Below are 17,333 nucleotides of genomic sequence, written 5' to 3'. Positions count from 1 at the left end.
CTTAAAAAATCCAGTATAAGTTTAAATAATGTTCGATATCAGCGTCTATTTTTTAAGTCATAAATCATTTGCTATAACTGATATCCTAACAATTTTCTAATCTGGTAAAAAAAGCGTTCAATCAATCTAAGATCTTCTGTGACGATTTCTGCATTACCTCTGAGTTCTTTGTTAAAAGGAAGTTTTTTGTTGTAAGATGTTTTCAACCCTTTTGGAAGGATAATATCAACATAATAATTACCGCTTTCGTCAGGAGAAATAGAAATATTCTGCACTTTTCCCTCTATAATACCATATTCCTGAAACCGGTAGTTATCCAGTTTTATCAGCACTTTTTCGCCTGGGGCCACTTTGCCTGAATTGACAGTAGGAATCTGCATTCTTCCGACCAGTGCTTCTTTATTCTTAGGTAAAACGGTCACAATGACCTCTCCTGATTTCACAAACTGATTTTCACCAAAGAACTGCTGAAAACTTACCATCCCATTTGTTGAAGAAATAATGAGATAGTTTTGTTCCCATTGTCTCAGGGATTTTCTAAGCTGCTCAAAAAGCTGTAGCATCTGGGAAGAATAATTGCTCTTATCTTTTTCAGAACTGATATTTGCAGCGCTTTTGGTTTTGTTAAGATTAGAAATACCTTCCTGTAATTGTGATAAAGAAATAGTGATATTTTTTAAATTCTGTTCTTCCTGTAAAAATTTGATTTTTTCATTTTCCAGTTCCATTGCGGCAATCACGCCCTGATCATATAAGTTTTGGGAGCGCTGATAGTTTTTCTTGGTCAGTTCATATTTTACCTTTTCAAGACTTCTCTGTTGCTCTAAAGTGGCAATTCTGCTTTTGTATTCAGATAAACTCTGGTTGGCTGCGAGGTTTTCCGGAGCATAAGGCTGTAGTCTTGTAAACAGTTTTTCATCCTGAAAAGCTTTTGAAAACTGGTTATAATCACCCTGGAGCTCACCTAATCTAAAACCAGATGTTTCACCTATCGGAAAGGAAAACATCTGATCCGTAGCAATGGAATCCATCAATTTTCTAAGTTTCAAAACATCCTGATAATTGGCCGTAGATTGCAAAACCATTAAAACATCATTTTTCCTGACTTCCTGATGGTCTTTAATTAAAATTTTTTCGATCTTAGAATTAACTCTTGCCTGAAGCTTTTCTGGCGGTTCTTGTGAGGTCACAATAATGGGGGCCGGAACGAATTCCGGATATTTGATAAACCAACTCATGATCAAAACCATTATAAGAATAATGAAAATAACAGAGTTTCCCCAACGGATCATCCAGTGCGGCGGTTGTGTCAGAACATCCTGAACGCTCTCTGAGCGCAGTTCAATACTATCTAATATGTCTTTTTTAGTTTCCAAGTTCCAGTTGATTTTTAACGAGCCTGTAATATTCACCTTTTAGAGCAACTAATTCTGTATGATTGCCTTCTTCCACTACTTTCCCTTTGTCTAAAACAATAATTTTATCAGCGTGTTTTACAGTTGATAAACGGTGCGCGATAACAACTGCTGTTTTTCCTTTGAAGAATTGTTCCAGGTTTTCCATAATGACTTTTTCATTATTGGCATCCAAAGCGGAAGTTGCTTCATCAAAAAAGATATATTCCGGAGATTTATAAACCGCTCTTGCTATGAAAAGTCTTTGCTTTTGTCCGCCTGAAACCCCGACACCTTCGTTGCCGATTTTGGTATTATAGCTTAGTGGGAGGCCTTCCACAAAATCTTTGATATTGGCAATCTCAACGGCTTTTCTTAATTTTGATTTGTCAATATAATCTTCACCAATGGCGATATTATTAGCAATCGTATCATTGAAAACATAACCTTCCTGCATGACAACTCCACAATGGTCTCTCCAAAATCTTGGCGATATTTTTTGTAAATCAGTATTTCCAATTTTGATCTCTCCTGAATTGGGTTCATAAAATTTCATTAATAACTTTAGTAAAGTCGTTTTCCCACTTCCACTGGCTCCAACAATGGCCGTGGTTTTCTGATAAGGAATTGTTACATCCAAATTCTCGAAAACAAAAGAATTAGAACCAATATACCGGAAAGAGACATCCTGAATTTCCAGATCTTTTTGAGGAATTTCTGTAGTGTATTGTTCATCGGCGCTTTCTTCATCCTCTTTATCGTGGATTTCACCTAATCTTTCAAGCGAAATTTTAGCATCTTGAGTCTGACGGATGAATTCTACTAATTGAAATAACGGACTGTTCAGCTGTCCGATAATATATTGAACTGAGAGCATCATTCCAAGGGTCAGATTTCCACTCAACACTAACTTGGCTGAAAGAAAGCTTACTAAAATATCTTTCATCTGATTAATGAAGTTCCCGCCAACTGATTGCCATTGCTCTAAGGATAGTGATTTGATCTGGATTTTAAATAATTTGATCTGCAGAAACTCCCAGTCCCAGCGTTTTTGCTTTTCAGCATTATGCATTTTTATTTCCTGCATCCCATTAATGAGTTCGATCACTTTGCTTTGTTCCTGCGAAACCTGAGAAAATCTTTTGTAATCCAACTCTTTTCTCTTTTTTAGAAAAAAAGTAATCCAGCCAATATATAAAACAGCACCAGCCAAATAAACCAAGAACAATTTATAATCATAAAACAGTAAAACGATACTGTAAATAATCAGATTAACCAACGAAAACAATGTATTGAGCGAAGAATTGGTCAATAATTGCTCAATTCTGTGATGGTCGTTGATTCTCTGCATAATATCTCCTGTCATTCTTGTATCAAAAAAACTGATAGGAAGTTTCATCAGCTTGATAAAAAAATCAGAAATGATGGAAATATTGATTCTTGTAGAAAGATGAAGTAAAATCCAGCTTCGGATAACCTCGATACCTGTTCTCCCCAAAAATACCATAATCTGAGCCAGCAGAACCAAATAAATGAAATTAAGATCCTGATTCTGAATCCCTACATCTACAATGCTTTGGGTAAGAAATGGCAGAATTAATGATAATAAACTACCTGCCAACAAACCAACAGACAGCTGAAATACCAGCGATTTATATTTCAATAAATATCTGGATAAAAAGCTAAAACTGGTTTTGCTATTGGCTTCATCAAATTCATTCTGATAAAAAGCGGGGGTCGTTTCCAATAGTAATGCAACCCCCTCTTCTGTGGTTTCATTGGCATTTTCACCTATCCAGAATTTAATGAACTCTTCTTTTTCATAGGTTATTAATCCATAGCTTGGGTCAGAAACATATACCTTTCCTAATTTGTCAATTTTGTACACAACTACAAAATGAACTTTATTCCAGTGGACAATGCATGGCAGAGGAATTTCTTCCACAAATGTCTGGAAATCAGTTTTTATCCCAAGACTTTTAAATCCTAAATTTTCTGCAGCATTGCTTAGGCCTAGTAAACTACTGCCTTCTCTTGTTGTTTCTGATAAATTTCTTATTTGCTGGAGTTGAATGGCCTTACCATAATATTTGCTGATAATCCGCAAACAGGTGGGACCACAGTCTTTGAAGTCTGGTTGTTTATATGAAGGAAACATCTGGGTTATTTATGGAAGAGTTTTCATACTATTTTCTATAGCATGCTTTGATTTGTAATATCTAAATAGAAAATCATAACAAACCATCTCGTGTGCTCTATTTTTAGATTTGAACAAACGATTCATCATCATATGAATGTGGCTTGCCATAAGGCTATTGATATTAACATCTAAGGATTTTGAATGATGCAATGCTAAAATTTCATCTTTTAAATTTATAATTCTCTCATTTCTCTCATTAATTATTTCATAAATATTATTTGTGTTTTTACCTTCAATTGCATTTGTAATATCCTGCCTGTAGGCTCTGAACTTATCGCTCAGATTAGAATTCAAAATTTTTGTTTTCCCAAATTCTGTTTTAAAAGCAATACTTAACTGCTCCATAAAATTCTTTTTATCAGACAATTGATACTGGAATAGATTCAAAAAATCATCAATTGACTTTAAACCGAATAGCCATCTTAGATTTTCGTCCTTAAAGTTTTCCAAATAATTTACCGTCATCACACTATCCAAAAAAAATAACTGCTCTGAAACCTCCATTGTTTTAAGACCATATCTTTCTGTTTCCTTATTATAAGTATCCAGCTGAACTTTCCAAATAATAAATTCTTCAATTAAAGGCAGTAAAATATCGTGCATTCTTGAAGTAATTTCATGTAAAAGAGTGGGATCCGTACATTTGAATCTTATGCGTAAGTGATATTTTGGATCGTTATACCGAATAAAAAACCATTGATCTATAACATTTTCTTCAATCAGCTGATCTGCAAGAGGTTTGATCTTATCTACAAGTATTTCATCTGCAGATTTTGTCCCCATATACAGCTTATAATAAATCCAATTGCCTCCAGGTATGTTATATGCTCTCATATTGTTGTGCATTCTATTAATTTTTGTAAAATGACATTATAATTTCATTGGAAAAGTTATGTCCGGAAGAATCTTTAACGACTTGTTTGCCTTGATTAAAGATAAATTCAGTCAACTTAAAATTGGGTCTGGTTTTGACGGTTTCAACAAACATCTCCACAGAGGTCAGGTTTTTTAAATTGATCAGCAGTTCATTATCCCCTTCACTTAAAAGGATTAAATCAGGAAGAGAAAATTGCTGCTTGAAATTTTCCACTTTTTTTTGCAGATCATTTTGTTTTTTTCCTTCAATTAAAGATTTTATATCATCAATACTGAAATGCCAGGAAGCATAGGAAAGAATGATATTTTTATATTCTATTCTGGGAATAAATTTATATAGGTGATCAAAATTGCTTACATCGATATATAATGCAGAATAATTATTCAATTGCATATCACTTAAAAAATGATAGATTGGAAGAGTATTACTGTTGGAATAATTATGAGCATTTGTTAATCTCGGCAATATCTCTTTATTATGAGCTTTGGATCGCAAAACAATTTTATTATTTCTCACAGATATCATGATATCGTCTAAACTTATTTGATTGTCTAAAGCTTTGTTAGAACGAGCCAAATATGGAATTTCAAAATTTCTGAAATCTGGTCTGGATAAGATGTTCCCTACTCTCGCTTCCGGAAGATGAACTATTTCTGCAAGAATTTTTTCCGAATTATACTCTGTTTCAAAATGGATTATCTCGTTAACCAATTTATTTATATTTTCATCACTGTGGCAAAATCTTGCTAATAAATTGGCTCCGCTTCCACCTCCACCTCCTGAGAATTTTATCTTGGAAATATTGTTTTCTTCAATCATTTCAATCATTAAAGATATTGTTTCAGGTAAATCATCATACGTAACTTCTGGCAGAAAGGCAAAATCCTTGTCTTCTAATGTTATTATTACATGATTTTGTTGAATAGCGTTTATTATCTTTTTCTGAATGACATCATCAATTACTGTCCATTTTACTTCTTTTGGCTCCTTTATATCCTTGTCCGGCTGCAGGATTAACAAATCATCAATTAAAGGATTATCATCATTGGATTGTGTATTAAAACCATATCCAATACCTATTTCCGGATCTAAAACTTTGGATACAGGCATTTCATGGTCTTCATATCTTTCATAAAAGGCTTCCTTAAATTGATCCAAATAATTTTTAGCCTTATTTTTTCTTAATCGATTAACAAATCTGATAGCCTGTTCAATATCTTTTATAATTTTTTTATCGATAGAATTATATTGAGTTGATATCACTAAATCACATTGAAAAAGGTATTTAAGATCAAAAGGAATTTCTTTTTTCCCAATCTTATTACTTATATCAATGTATTTTTCTAATGAGTTTCCAATTATCTGGTCTATACTCTCCAATTCTTTCTCAATTGAATCTATAAATGTGAGATATTCATTCTGAGATTCAAATTTTTCTTTTAATACATTGGTGAGCTGATTTATATATTCAAGCCCGGATACGGATGGTTCAATTTCACTTACAAGAATTTGGTTTTCAATTAATTCTTCTACAAAATCCCTTGCTTCTTCATACTCGATATCTTCCCCAACCAGATTGTCAATAATCTCACTAATATATAATCCCTTTTTAGAAACAGTTATGATTTCCTCTAGATATTCTGAAAAGTCAACAGCCACAATGTCATAATGTCTGATATTGTCTTTATAAAAGTATTCTATATATCTTAACTTGTCTCCAATTCTGTAAATACTGGAATTAGGATAGAATTTCAAACAGTCTCTTATTTGTTTGATCTCTAACAACTTATCAGATAGAGCAACTGCATAATTCATGTCCAGCCTGGTATGGCGTTGATGGTTTGTTGGGCTATCCAGTATGATTTGGGTTTGGTCAGAAAAACTTCCAACAGAACAACCTGCAAATAATCCATATGGAGTACATCTGGAGGACATTCTTGAAAGATATTTTAAAACGCTGTGCTTTAATTTCATTTTTTTCTCAGCATCAGTAATTTCACCATTCATCCATCTATCAATTTGAGAAGACAGAGAAGGAGATGCTAAAAATATGGCCTCACGAATAGTTTCATTTTGGCAAGTATCAATCAATTGCTGATCAGATATAATTTCTGCAGATGTTAGATCTTTAAAAAAATCTAATGATAAAAGAGGTGTTCTTAATACGAACTTTTCAAAAGGAAGATATTGTGATCTTTTCATAATCAATGTTAACTTTTATTCTAAAAGGAAAATAGAATCCCATTGTATTGAAGAACTGTTGTTTAATAAGCTATCGGCAAAAAAAACGCCTATTCCTGCTATTCCGTCTAAAAGTCCTAAAGCAGCTTGTTTATCACCTGTACCTGTATTCTTTAGGTAACCAGCCAACCCTTTCTCTTCAGTAGAAAGAGATAAAGTGAGTTGAGTAAATTTTTTATATAATTCCAAAAATCTAGGATCTTCAGTTATTAAGTACCATTTTTTATGATAATAAGCGACAGAAATGGTTCCGTGACAAAATCCCGGATCACAACTTTCTTCATGTAATAATGCTGTTCCAAGCGAATCTCTCTTCAATGTGGATAAAGCTATTTCCTTAGAAATATGAATTAAACTTTCATTATTTAATGTCTTCCCGGCTTTATAAAGTCCATAAGAGACTGATTGATCCCCATAGCACCAACCCAGATGGATATTGTAAAGGGCAGTTTTTTTGTTCACTGCTATGCTCGGAAATAAGCAAAATCCGTCTTCCTGTTCATTTTGAAACAGTAAAACTGTTTTTACGCTGCTTTCTAAAGCATCCTTCACTTTATTATTATGAGGGTAAATTTCTAAAAACTTTGAAAATAATAAAATAAATGAAATATGTCCGTGTGCCAGGCCAAGATTGGTTTTGTGCAAATCTGTTGAAGCTTGCTCAATATCTTTAACTTCTAATGCCTTTTTATAATCCCGTTCTACTACTTCTGATAGTTTTTCAAATAAGATTGTGATTTTTTCTGAATAGATTTCTTTCTTATCTCTGGAAAGAAAATAATGGGCAAGGCCGGAAACTCCATGAAGAAAATCTACCTGTTCCATGATGTAGTCACTTTCGATATTATCTATGTAGGAGAGAAAATGGTCAACAGTATCTAATAATATTTCATCGAATGTTTCAAGAGCTTCGGAAAAATCAATATTGATGTCTCCCGACTTTTCTAAAAAATTCAGCATATAAGCTATTCCTGCAAGTCCCAGGCAATAAGTTTTAGGAATGGTCTCTTCACCTTCATTTAGTTTTTCAAAAATTACATTAAGTACCTCTTCTATTTTAGTCAAATATTTTTGCTCGTTAGTATGTTTATATAACATATAATAGAAGATAGGAATACCACTAATTCCTGTAAGTAAAGAAAGATCTGAAATATAAGGTTCTTTATGCCAGCTTTGGTCTATTACACTTTCTATCTCTAATAATTTATTCTCTATACTCATTACGCTTTTATAATACAAGCTCTATAAAATTATAGAGCTTGTTGGTTAATAGTTTTTATCCCGTGTTTAGTTTGCAGGCTCTATACAGTTGTTAGTTTTTGAAGGTCCATCACCTCCGTTAGTACACCAACAACAAGTAAAATCATTCCAAGAACTGCTTGCCGAAGCTTTACCTCCGTTAATAGAAGCAGACTGTTCTTTTGTTAATTTTACAACTCTCTCTTTGTTTAATGATAATTTTTTTTGTTTCATGATAAAAAATTTAATAGTTCTAGTTTTTAAATTCTATAATTAGCTACAAGCAAAGCATACAGATTTAGCACAAGTATTCCAAGAATCGATTGTACCATCACCACCAGTACAAAGTCCACAAGTAAAATTATGTCTTGTACTTACTGCTAGTTCCTTTCCACCTTTTATGCTGGAAGATTGAAGATCTGTCAATTTGCTAACTTTCTCTTTGTTTAATTTTAATTTTTGTTTCATAGTGTGAAAATTTAATTGTTGATTTTAATAATTAAAGTCGACTTTATATAGTTATTTGATCCGGATAAAATTTAATTAGGATATACAATCGCTCTATTGAGCTCAACAGGGTTATTGTATTTCTTTATATTTCTTCGTAAAGATTCATTGATTTCCCTCATATTAAGAGCGCTTACTTTTGTACCATCATTCAAAAAGAATTCTTCATTTTTAGAATCACCAACACTATTCTGAATAAAATTCACCGGCGATTCATAAAATTTCACCTTAGTACTTTTATATTTCTCCCATTCAACAGCAACGGCCTGTTGTTTGGATATTTCTATAAATTGATTTTCTTTTTTTCCATTGTATTTTTCAGACTTTACCAGTTCAAATCTATAATTACTCTTATCATCATAGAGTTCTACAATTAAACCAGGTAATCCATGAAATTTATATGGACCTTCCTGAAAAGGGATTTCTGTTGTAAACCAAGCTGTCCAGGTTCGTTCTCCCCAATTGGTTATGGCTTTTTGCAAAATCAGTTCTTTTATTTTCTTTTTTTCACCTGTCAATTTCCAGTTTTGGGAATCTTTCGTTTGTAATTTTAGAATCGTATTTTCCAATAAGTCATATTCATCATAATTATTGTCACCAATTTTATGGGTGATAATGGTTGAAGTATTTAACTTCATATTTTTTGGAAAAGGGATATTATTGTTGATTAAAGAGTCTGCAATAAAAAAATCTCTTGTATAATACAGCACCTCATTTTTATTAATGTCTAAAAGATAATTCTCCTTTGTGGTAAGATTTGAAGTTGAATCCTTTTTGTACTCAACATCATATACAAATCTGTGTGTTTGAGAATTGGCGAAAAAAAATGATAATAACATTAATAAAAAGCTACTCTTGATATAATTTTTCATCTATAAATTTTTGTTCTTCTTCTGATAATAAAATGCTGTTGTTTTGCTTTTCCAGCTTAGGAATGTTCTCCCATATTCTTTTAGTTAAGTCAATCTTTTTCTGAAGACCGGTTGTTTCTGTCTCAGTAAATTTTTGAAAGATTATTTCTCTGCTAAAGCTGTTTTTTTGCTTCTTTCCGTCATATGTACAATAACTGAAACCTTTGGTTCCCGAAATAGAAGGAACATACTTGCCATTTATTTTGTAAAAATCATAATAAGTAACACCGTTTCCGACTTTGAATTCGTACTCTAATCCATTTTTAGTTTTTACTTTATAAGACGGATACTTGCTTTGATCATACTGCAGCTCATAATGAATAATGGTTTTATCCATTTTTTGATACACAATGGTTCCTGTAACCTCTATTTCCGGATTACTGATTTTATAAACAATAGTCTGTTCATCGTTAGAATCATCAACAATTCTGCCTGAAAACTTGGCATCTTTTGTCTTGAAATAATAATTAACCCGAGCTAGTTCGTAGTTGAAAAAAATGTTCCCAACAAAATCTTTGGACTGATTCAAAGATTGTCCTTTGCAAAAATCATTTTCGGAAATAGTGGATTTGAAATATTTTACAGAATCTATTTCCATTTGGATGAAATTATCAAACCTTTTATTGAAAGCCTCCTTATAATTGTAAGTATTGGACTCCATCCAAAGTTTACCATTGGTTATCAGAAGAAAGCTTAAATTATCATCATCGCTATTTTTTTGTCTGTAAAGCACATCATATAGAGACCGGTGATCATAATATCGTTTCTCATAATTTTTTAAAACATCTGAAAAGATCTTCTTGATATCAATATTTATTATTTTAACCTCTTCAATATCTTTATATAATGGTTTTAATTTTATCGTTGAATTATAATTGGCCAATTTTTCCGTTTGATAACCTGAGGCTGAAACTTCCAAATGGTTTGAATTTTCAGGCAACAAAATGAAACCATCATCATTGCTATATAACACCGTGTTTGATAAAATAATTCTTGCGTGTGGAACTGGATTTCCGCTTTCTGAATCTACAATTTTTAACCTCAAAGATTGTGCATGAAAAAATCCTAAAATTAAAAAGAGAAGAAGAATAGTGTAGAATTTTGCTTGTGTCATGTTTACTCGTTTCGATTGCAAACATACACCGTTATAATCAGGAACAAAAAAACTTAAATATAGATTTATAAATTTATAGATTTGATATATAAATTTATACCTTATAATGGCTATAATCCATTAAAAACAGCTAACAAAATTTAATCATCATATTGATTTCCAATTAGATAAAATAAAAAAACACATAATATCAAGAAAAGAATATCATTTACAAGAAAAAAGAAAATTTTAGAAGATAAAAATGATGAGTTATTCCTGAGATTGATCAATTTCTTTGATATAAGTCCTTAAAATGGTTCCTGTTTTTTTTCGGAAAGCGGAAGCAAAAGCCTGCTCATTATTGTAGCCTAATTCTTCAGCAACAACAGTTAATTTATAAGAACGGAATTTTTTATCCTGTACTAATCTGTTCAAAGCATAATCTATTCGAAGATCATTGAGATAAGAAGCAAAGTTCTTTTCTTTATAAGTATTCACCACATCGGATAAGTATGCAGAATTTGTTTTAAAATCTTTTGCAAGACTGCTTAAAGTAATTCCCTTTTGTAAAAACAATTCGTTGTTCTCAAATCGTTCTAATTCTTTCAGAATCTTTTGTACAGTATTCTCTGAAATATTTCTAATTACAGATTTTTCAATTTTTGAAGCGGTCTCAATTTTAGAAGGAATAAAATCATTTCTTTCTTCTTTTTCCTCTATTTCTGATTTCTTTTCATTAATAGATTTTATTAAATCCTGCGCTATTTTTCGATATTTCTTTTCTGATTTTCTAGATTTATAAAAGAAAAAACCTACAGCAATTAATGCCAACAGTAAAATGCCTAAACCGGAAAACAGAAAGTATTTCTTTTTTTCTAAGTCATTGATAATGTTTTCTTTCTCTTTTAAGAGTTTGGGAGCATCGTATTTTCTTGGCAATTCTCGCGATACATATTTAAATTGAGAATCAAGAATCTTATCAACTGTCAGGAATCTTTCAATATAATAAAGTTGTTTTTCATTATCTTTTTTCTCTTTGTAATAATCTACAAGATAAGTATAAACATCACGAAGTTCAGGAAAAGTATTATTCGTTTTTTGAATAATAGAATCAATTTTAACAAAATTTTCTGCAGCTTTATCTTTTTCATTTGATTTTAGGTATGATTCTCCTAAATATAACATAGTATAATTAGCGTCAAAATCAAGATTATTCTGTAAAAAATATTTTTTGCAGATTTCTAAGTTTGATATCGCATTGTGATAATTTTTAGTTTCAAAATTATATCTGCCCAACAAGATTAAATACTTGTTATATCTTATTTCTGCCTTATTTTTTGATGCATCATGTAGTCCATCTTTTATTAGTTTTAATGCTTTATCATACTCATAAATGTCAATATATGCATCTGCCAAACTTATTTGAATGTGTTCAATATCTTGGGGAGTCAAAAATTCAGGATGTCCGTAATAGTATTTCAGAACCTTTACGGTCTCTTTATGTTTTCCAATATATCCATTTAGATAAGCAATTTGAAGATCAGCGATAGCAATCTGTCGTTTGTTGTTTTTTTCTTTGGCATGGCTTAGCGCAATTACAAAATTATCCAACGCTAATTTTTCGTTATCATAATCAAAATACAGTTTACCTCTTAGCAGATAGATACGAGCAGGATATCTATCATCATGCAGTCTATGACTAATGTATTCTAAACTATCTATGTATTTTAGGGAGGCGGCTAAATTCTGATTATACTGCATGAATACATACCCTTCAGCAATATTATTGATGATCATCTCTTTCTTTGCCTTTTTCAAGTAGTATTCAGCAATGATTTTAGATTCTTTAATTTTATTATTGTCTTTGTAATTATAGAATTTTTCTTCTAATTCTAAATAGTCATACTTAGACAAAGTATCAATTAAAACTTTATTTTGAGAATAATATTGGTTGTATGCTAATAAAAGAAAGAAAAAATATTTTAGACTTTTCATAAACTACAGTATGCAGTACAAAAATATCCATTTTATTGATCACAAGTAATATAATAAAAACTATTTTTAATATTATAAGTGAAATTTATTTTTTAATACTATAATTGAAAATCATCATTCCAAAAAAAATCAATTTACAATACTCAAATCTTTATAAATAAAAAACTATAGATTTATAAATTTATAGTTCTAGTTCCAGCAGGATTCGAAAAATATTATTTTATTTGCATAATTAAATAAGTTAAAAATTTCAAAATGGAGAAGAACATTAATGAGAAAAAGCTTTCGCTTAACAAAGTAAAAATCTCAAAAATTATCAATTTAAATTCTATCAAAGGAGGAAAAGGTTTAGAAGAAAAGATCAGGACTTGTGCTTTTCCAGACAATGCTAGTAAGGATCCACAGCAGCCAATCAAAATTTAATCAAAAAATTTTTGAATTTTACCTCGGGGAAGAAGAGTTAAGATTTGAAAAGACATAGCGCTTTTCTTCGAAATAAAAAATTATTTCCAGTAATACCCAGTGGGCTTGCCCCGAGGTTGTTTATCCTAATATCAAATGAAAATATATATATTTATTTTTCTTTCACTATCCTTAGGTGCGCAAAAAACAAATTTAGCCCCTTCTGTGCCTGCTATTGATCATTATTTTGGCTCCCCAATTACTGATGATTACAGAAATCTAGAAAATTTAAAAGATTCCGCAACTGCTCGATGGATGAAATCGCAGACAGATTACGCTAATTTTTTGATTAATAAAATCCCTAATAGAGATTATTATCTTAAAAAACGCTTAGAATTTGACAAAAGGCAGGGGTATTCAGTATCTGATTTAGAAATAACTGATAATGATAAATATTTCTACTTGAAAAAAGGTGCTGAAGAAAGAACTGCAAAAGTTTACTATCGAAATGGTTTTAACGGAACGGAACAGTTACTGTATGATCCGGAGAGTTTCATATCCTCTTTTAAAGATTCCTCAAATAAATCTAAACATCAATTTTTAGTCAATCTATTAAGTCCCAGCTGGGATGGAAGCAGATTGGCTGTTTCATTAACTGAAGATGGCAAAGAAATCTCTCAGGTTATTGTAATAGATGTAGAAAATAAATATGTTCATCCGGAAGTTGTGACTAACACCAATCCTTCCAGCATTGGAGGTATTAAATGGTTACAGGGTAATTCAGGATTTTTTTATGTTTATTATCCTGTCATTGACAGTAACTCTAAAGATTATGTAAAAAATGTTCAAACAATTTTATATAAAATCGGTGAAAATCCAAAAAAGTTAAATAATGTATTTTCCAGATCTAATAATCCAAATCTAAATATAGAAGAAAATACATACCCGGCTATTATGGCATTTAATGCCGATGACAAATATTATGTTGGAAATCTGGTAGATTCAGAAGATTTTAGGAGAACATTTATTATCAGTAAGCAAGACTTATTAAATGGTAAAAAGACCTGGAAACCTTTGTATACCAAAGAAGATAAAATACCATCTATGCGGTTAGCTGGAGATGATATCTATTTTTTATCCGGCTATAATAATACTTTAAATTACAAACTCTGTAAGACCAGCGCTAAGAATCCAAACTTCAAAAATCCGCAAATATTAGTCCCTGAAATGGCAGATGAAGTAATAACAGGATATGCCGTAACGAAAGATGGAATATATTATACCAGGACAAAAAATGGTGTAGAAGCAAAATTATATTTGTACAAAGAGGGAAAAGAACACAATATAAAAACCCCATTTGTATCCGGAAATATATATTTGGAAGCGAAAGGAAAAGATTTTTCGGATATATGGATCAGCTGTTCAGGCTGGGCCAATGATGAGCAAAGATTTAAATATGACCTGCTAAAGAGTGAATTTACCCCGGAAAATATTGCTCCGATCATTGATTATCCAGAATTCAAAGATATTGTAGTTGAGGAAATTACGGTAAAGTCTTACGATGGCGTAGAGGTTCCATTATCTTTAATTTACAATAAAAACATTAAAAGGAATGGAGAGATTCCAATCCTTATGAATGGTTATGGTGCTTATGCAGAATCCTATTTTCCATACTTTTCTATCAGTTACCTATTGTGGGCGAATCAAGGGGGAATTGTTGCTGTTCCGCACGTAAGAGGTGGTGGAGAAAAAGGAGAACAATGGCATATTGACGGGCAAAAATCCAAAAAATCAAATTCTTGGAAAGACTTGATTGCCTGTACCGAATACTTAATTAATAAAAATTATACATCACCAAAGAAAGTAGCCATCCTGGGAGGAAGTGCAGGCGGAATATTAATGGGAAGAGCAATGACCGAAAGGCCAGACCTTTTTGGTGCTGTAATTATAGAATCAGGAGTTCTAAATACTTTGAGAAACGAACTTGGAGGTGTAGGGAAATCTGCAGCTCAAGAATATGGTAATCTAAATAATTCTGCTGATTTTAAAGGGCTATTGGAAATGGATGCTTACCATCACATAAAAAAAGGAGTAAAATATCCTGCAACTCTTATCACATCGGGGATTAATGACCCCAGGGTAGCTCCCTGGATCCCTGCAAAATTTGTTGCCAAATTGTTAGCGGATAATTCTTCTAATAATCCTATTTTGTTGAAAATAGATTATGCCGGAGGTCACGGAGGGGATATACCAACAGTACAGCGATATGCTAATATTGGAGATATTTTTGCGTTTGCGTTATGGCAGTTAGGGGTACCAGATTATCAGCCAACCGGAGATATTACTAAATAATCAGTACACTTTTTTTGTGTCCTTCATATACAATTTAATTTTGTAATTCTCTTGTTCTATTGGAAGTTGACCATTAGTCGGTACCAATAGCTCATTAAAAACACAAAAATAAAATAAGAGAGAATATCAAAAATGAAAAACCCCATAAACAGTTGTTTATGGGGTTTTCTATATTTTATTAATTATTATTAATCAAATAATTATTTTACTTCTTCGAAGTCTGCATCCTGTACATCTTCAGCTCCGGCGTTTCCACCAGCGTTCTGAGCTCCAGCACCTGCATCAGCACCTGGCTGTTGACCAGCTGCATATAATTCTTCAGAAGCTGCCATCCATGCTGCATCTAACGCTTCAGTTTTAGCTTTTACGTCATCAACATTTTTAGCTTCGAAAGCTGTTTTTAATTCTGCGTGAGCTGCTTCGATTGCTGCTTTTTTGTCAGCAGAAAGTTTTTCACCAAACTCTTTCAATTGCTTTTCAGTCTGGAAGATCAATCCGTCAGCTTTGTTGAAAATTTCAACTTCTTCTTTTCTCTTAGCATCCGCTGCAGAGTTTTCCTGAGCTTCTTTCTTCATTCTTTCGATTTCTTCGTCAGAAAGACCTGAAGAAGCCTGAATTTTGATAGTCTGCTCTTTACCAGTTCCTTTATCTTTAGCAGATACACTTAGAATACCATTAGCATCAATATCGAATGTTACTTCAATTTGAGGAACTCCTCTTGGTGCTGGTGGAATATCCTGAAGATCGAATCTACCGATTTCTTTGTTATCATTGAACATTGATCTTTCCCCTTGTCCTACTCTAATGCTTACAGCTGGCTGGTTATCAGAAGCTGTAGAGAATACTTCAGATTTTTTAGTTGGGATCGTAGTATTCGCTTCAATTAATTTAGTGAATACAGAACCCATTGTTTCGATACCTAAAGAAAGCGGAGTAACGTCAAGTAGTAAAACATCTTTTACATCACCTGTCAATACACCTCCCTGAATAGCTGCACCAATAGCTACAACCTCATCCGGGTTAACTCCTTTAGATGGTTTTTTACCGAAGAATTTTTCTACTTCTTCCTGGATGATTGGGATTCTTGTAGAACCACCTACCAAAATTACTTCGTCAATATCAGAAGTTGATAAACCAGCGTCTTTTAATGCTTTAGCAACAGGCTCCATAGATCTTCTTACAAGATCAGCAGATAATTGCTCGAATTTAGCTTTCGTTAAACTCTTCACTAAGTGTTTAGGACCTGTAGCAGTAGCTGTGATATATGGTAAGTTGATCTCAGTCTGAGGAGAAGAAGATAATTCAATTTTCGCTTTTTCAGCCGCTTCTTTTAATCTTTGAAGAGCAATAGCGTCAGATTTTAAATCTACACCTTCTTCAGCTTTGAACTCATCAGCCATCCAGTTGATGATCACATCATCAAAGTCATCACCTCCTAAGTGAGTATCACCGTTTGTAGACAATACCTCGAATACACCATCTCCTAAATCAAGGATAGAGATATCGAAAGTACCACCTCCAAGGTCATATACTGCGATTTTCTGATCTTTATGGTTTTTATCAAGGCCGTAAGCTAACGCTGCAGCTGTAGGTTCGTTGATAATTCTTTCTACTTTAAGACCTGCAATTTCTCCGGCTTCTTTAGTAGCTTGTCTCTGTGCATCGTTAAAGTATGCAGGAACAGTGATTACCGCTCTTGTTACTTCCTGTCCAAGATAATCTTCAGCAGTTTTCTTCATTTTCTGAAGTGTCATTGCAGAAATTTCCTGTGGAGTATATTCTCTATCGTCGATTTTTACTTTTACAGTATCGTTTGGTCCGGAAACCACTTTATAAGGTACTCTTGTGATTTCAGAAGCATCATCTTTGAAGTGAGTTCCGATAAATCTTTTGATAGAGTAAACAGTTTTTGTTGGATTCGTTACAGCCTGTCTTTTTGCAGGATCACCTACTTTTCTCTCTCCATCTTCCGTAAAAGCTACGATAGAAGGAGTAGTTCTCTTACCTTCTGCGTTAGGAATAACAACAGGGTCTTTACCCTCCATTACAGCAACACAAGAGTTGGTTGTTCCTAAGTCAATTCCAATTATTTTACTCATAATATTTTATATTTTTTCTATTT

At 32.4% G+C, this 17,333-nt stretch carries 13 protein-coding genes; 2 read left to right on the top strand and 11 right to left on the bottom strand.

The window, feature by feature from the left end:
- Window positions 1–71 precede the first annotated feature (71 nt).
- From ACM6F9_RS04590 to ACM6F9_RS04545, 10 genes are all read right to left on the bottom strand, one after another.
- Entirely contained in the window at window positions 72–1,376 is a 1,305-nt protein-coding gene (locus ACM6F9_RS04590) for an HlyD family secretion protein (RefSeq protein WP_414844605.1), read from the bottom strand.
- Complete coding sequence (locus ACM6F9_RS04585) at window positions 1,366–3,552, bottom strand: peptidase domain-containing ABC transporter (RefSeq protein WP_414844604.1); 2,187 nt, start codon at window positions 3,550–3,552, stop codon at window positions 1,366–1,368. Before ACM6F9_RS04585 ends, ACM6F9_RS04590 begins: the two co-directional genes overlap by 11 nt.
- Before the next feature lie 9 nt (window positions 3,553–3,561).
- The gene (locus ACM6F9_RS04580; RefSeq protein WP_414844603.1) at window positions 3,562–4,440 is read right to left on the bottom strand and encodes a thiopeptide-type bacteriocin biosynthesis protein; all 879 of its coding nucleotides are present in this window, start codon (window positions 4,438–4,440) and stop codon (window positions 3,562–3,564) included.
- A 4-nt stretch (window positions 4,441–4,444) separates the two neighbouring features.
- Window positions 4,445–6,673 carry a lantibiotic dehydratase family protein gene (locus ACM6F9_RS04575; protein ID WP_414844602.1) on the bottom strand — a complete coding sequence of 743 codons (2,229 nt, stop codon included), beginning with the start codon at window positions 6,671–6,673 and terminating at the stop codon, window positions 4,445–4,447.
- Between the two features lie 15 nt (window positions 6,674–6,688).
- Window positions 6,689–7,933 carry a lanthionine synthetase LanC family protein gene (locus tag ACM6F9_RS04570; RefSeq protein WP_414844601.1) on the bottom strand — a complete coding sequence of 415 codons (1,245 nt, stop codon included), beginning with the start codon at window positions 7,931–7,933 and terminating at the stop codon, window positions 6,689–6,691.
- Between the two features lie 66 nt (window positions 7,934–7,999).
- Entirely contained in the window at window positions 8,000–8,185 is a 186-nt protein-coding gene (locus ACM6F9_RS04565; RefSeq protein ID WP_255816415.1) for a class I lanthipeptide, read from the bottom strand.
- Window positions 8,186–8,224: 39 nt separating this feature from the next.
- Window positions 8,225–8,419 (bottom strand): class I lanthipeptide, encoded by a 195-nt coding sequence (locus ACM6F9_RS04560; protein ID WP_232720950.1) that lies wholly within the window; start codon window positions 8,417–8,419, stop codon window positions 8,225–8,227.
- A 71-nt stretch (window positions 8,420–8,490) separates the two neighbouring features.
- Window positions 8,491–9,330 carry a GLPGLI family protein gene (locus ACM6F9_RS04555; protein ID WP_414844600.1) on the bottom strand — a complete coding sequence of 280 codons (840 nt, stop codon included), beginning with the start codon at window positions 9,328–9,330 and terminating at the stop codon, window positions 8,491–8,493.
- On the bottom strand, window positions 9,308–10,483 hold the full coding sequence (locus ACM6F9_RS04550) for a hypothetical protein (RefSeq protein WP_414844599.1): 1,176 nt from the start codon (window positions 10,481–10,483) through the stop codon (window positions 9,308–9,310). Before ACM6F9_RS04550 ends, ACM6F9_RS04555 begins: the two co-directional genes overlap by 23 nt.
- A gap of 249 nt (window positions 10,484–10,732) precedes the next feature.
- Window positions 10,733–12,457 (bottom strand): helix-turn-helix domain-containing protein, encoded by a 1,725-nt coding sequence (locus tag ACM6F9_RS04545; protein ID WP_414844598.1) that lies wholly within the window; start codon window positions 12,455–12,457, stop codon window positions 10,733–10,735.
- A gap of 255 nt (window positions 12,458–12,712) precedes the next feature.
- Between ACM6F9_RS04545 and ACM6F9_RS04540 the strand changes: the two genes are divergently transcribed.
- Together ACM6F9_RS04540 and ACM6F9_RS04535 are read left to right on the top strand one after the other, a co-directional pair.
- On the top strand, window positions 12,713–12,880 hold the full coding sequence (locus ACM6F9_RS04540) for a hypothetical protein (RefSeq protein WP_414844597.1): 168 nt from the start codon (window positions 12,713–12,715) through the stop codon (window positions 12,878–12,880).
- A gap of 135 nt (window positions 12,881–13,015) precedes the next feature.
- Window positions 13,016–15,211, top strand: coding sequence for a prolyl oligopeptidase family serine peptidase (locus ACM6F9_RS04535; protein WP_414844596.1), 2,196 nt, complete (start codon window positions 13,016–13,018; stop codon window positions 15,209–15,211).
- A 200-nt stretch (window positions 15,212–15,411) separates the two neighbouring features.
- On the opposite strand, the gene dnaK is transcribed toward ACM6F9_RS04535, so the two are convergent.
- On the bottom strand, window positions 15,412–17,310 hold the full coding sequence (dnaK, locus tag ACM6F9_RS04530) for a molecular chaperone DnaK (RefSeq protein ID WP_414844595.1): 1,899 nt from the start codon (window positions 17,308–17,310) through the stop codon (window positions 15,412–15,414).
- Window positions 17,311–17,333 lie beyond the last annotated feature (23 nt).

Origin of the sequence: Chryseobacterium sp. IT-36CA2, assembly GCF_949767875.1 — a bacterium.
In the GTDB taxonomy this organism is placed as follows: Bacteria; Bacteroidota; Bacteroidia; order Flavobacteriales; family Weeksellaceae; genus Chryseobacterium.
This window is presented reverse-complemented; position numbering and strand designations above follow the sequence as displayed.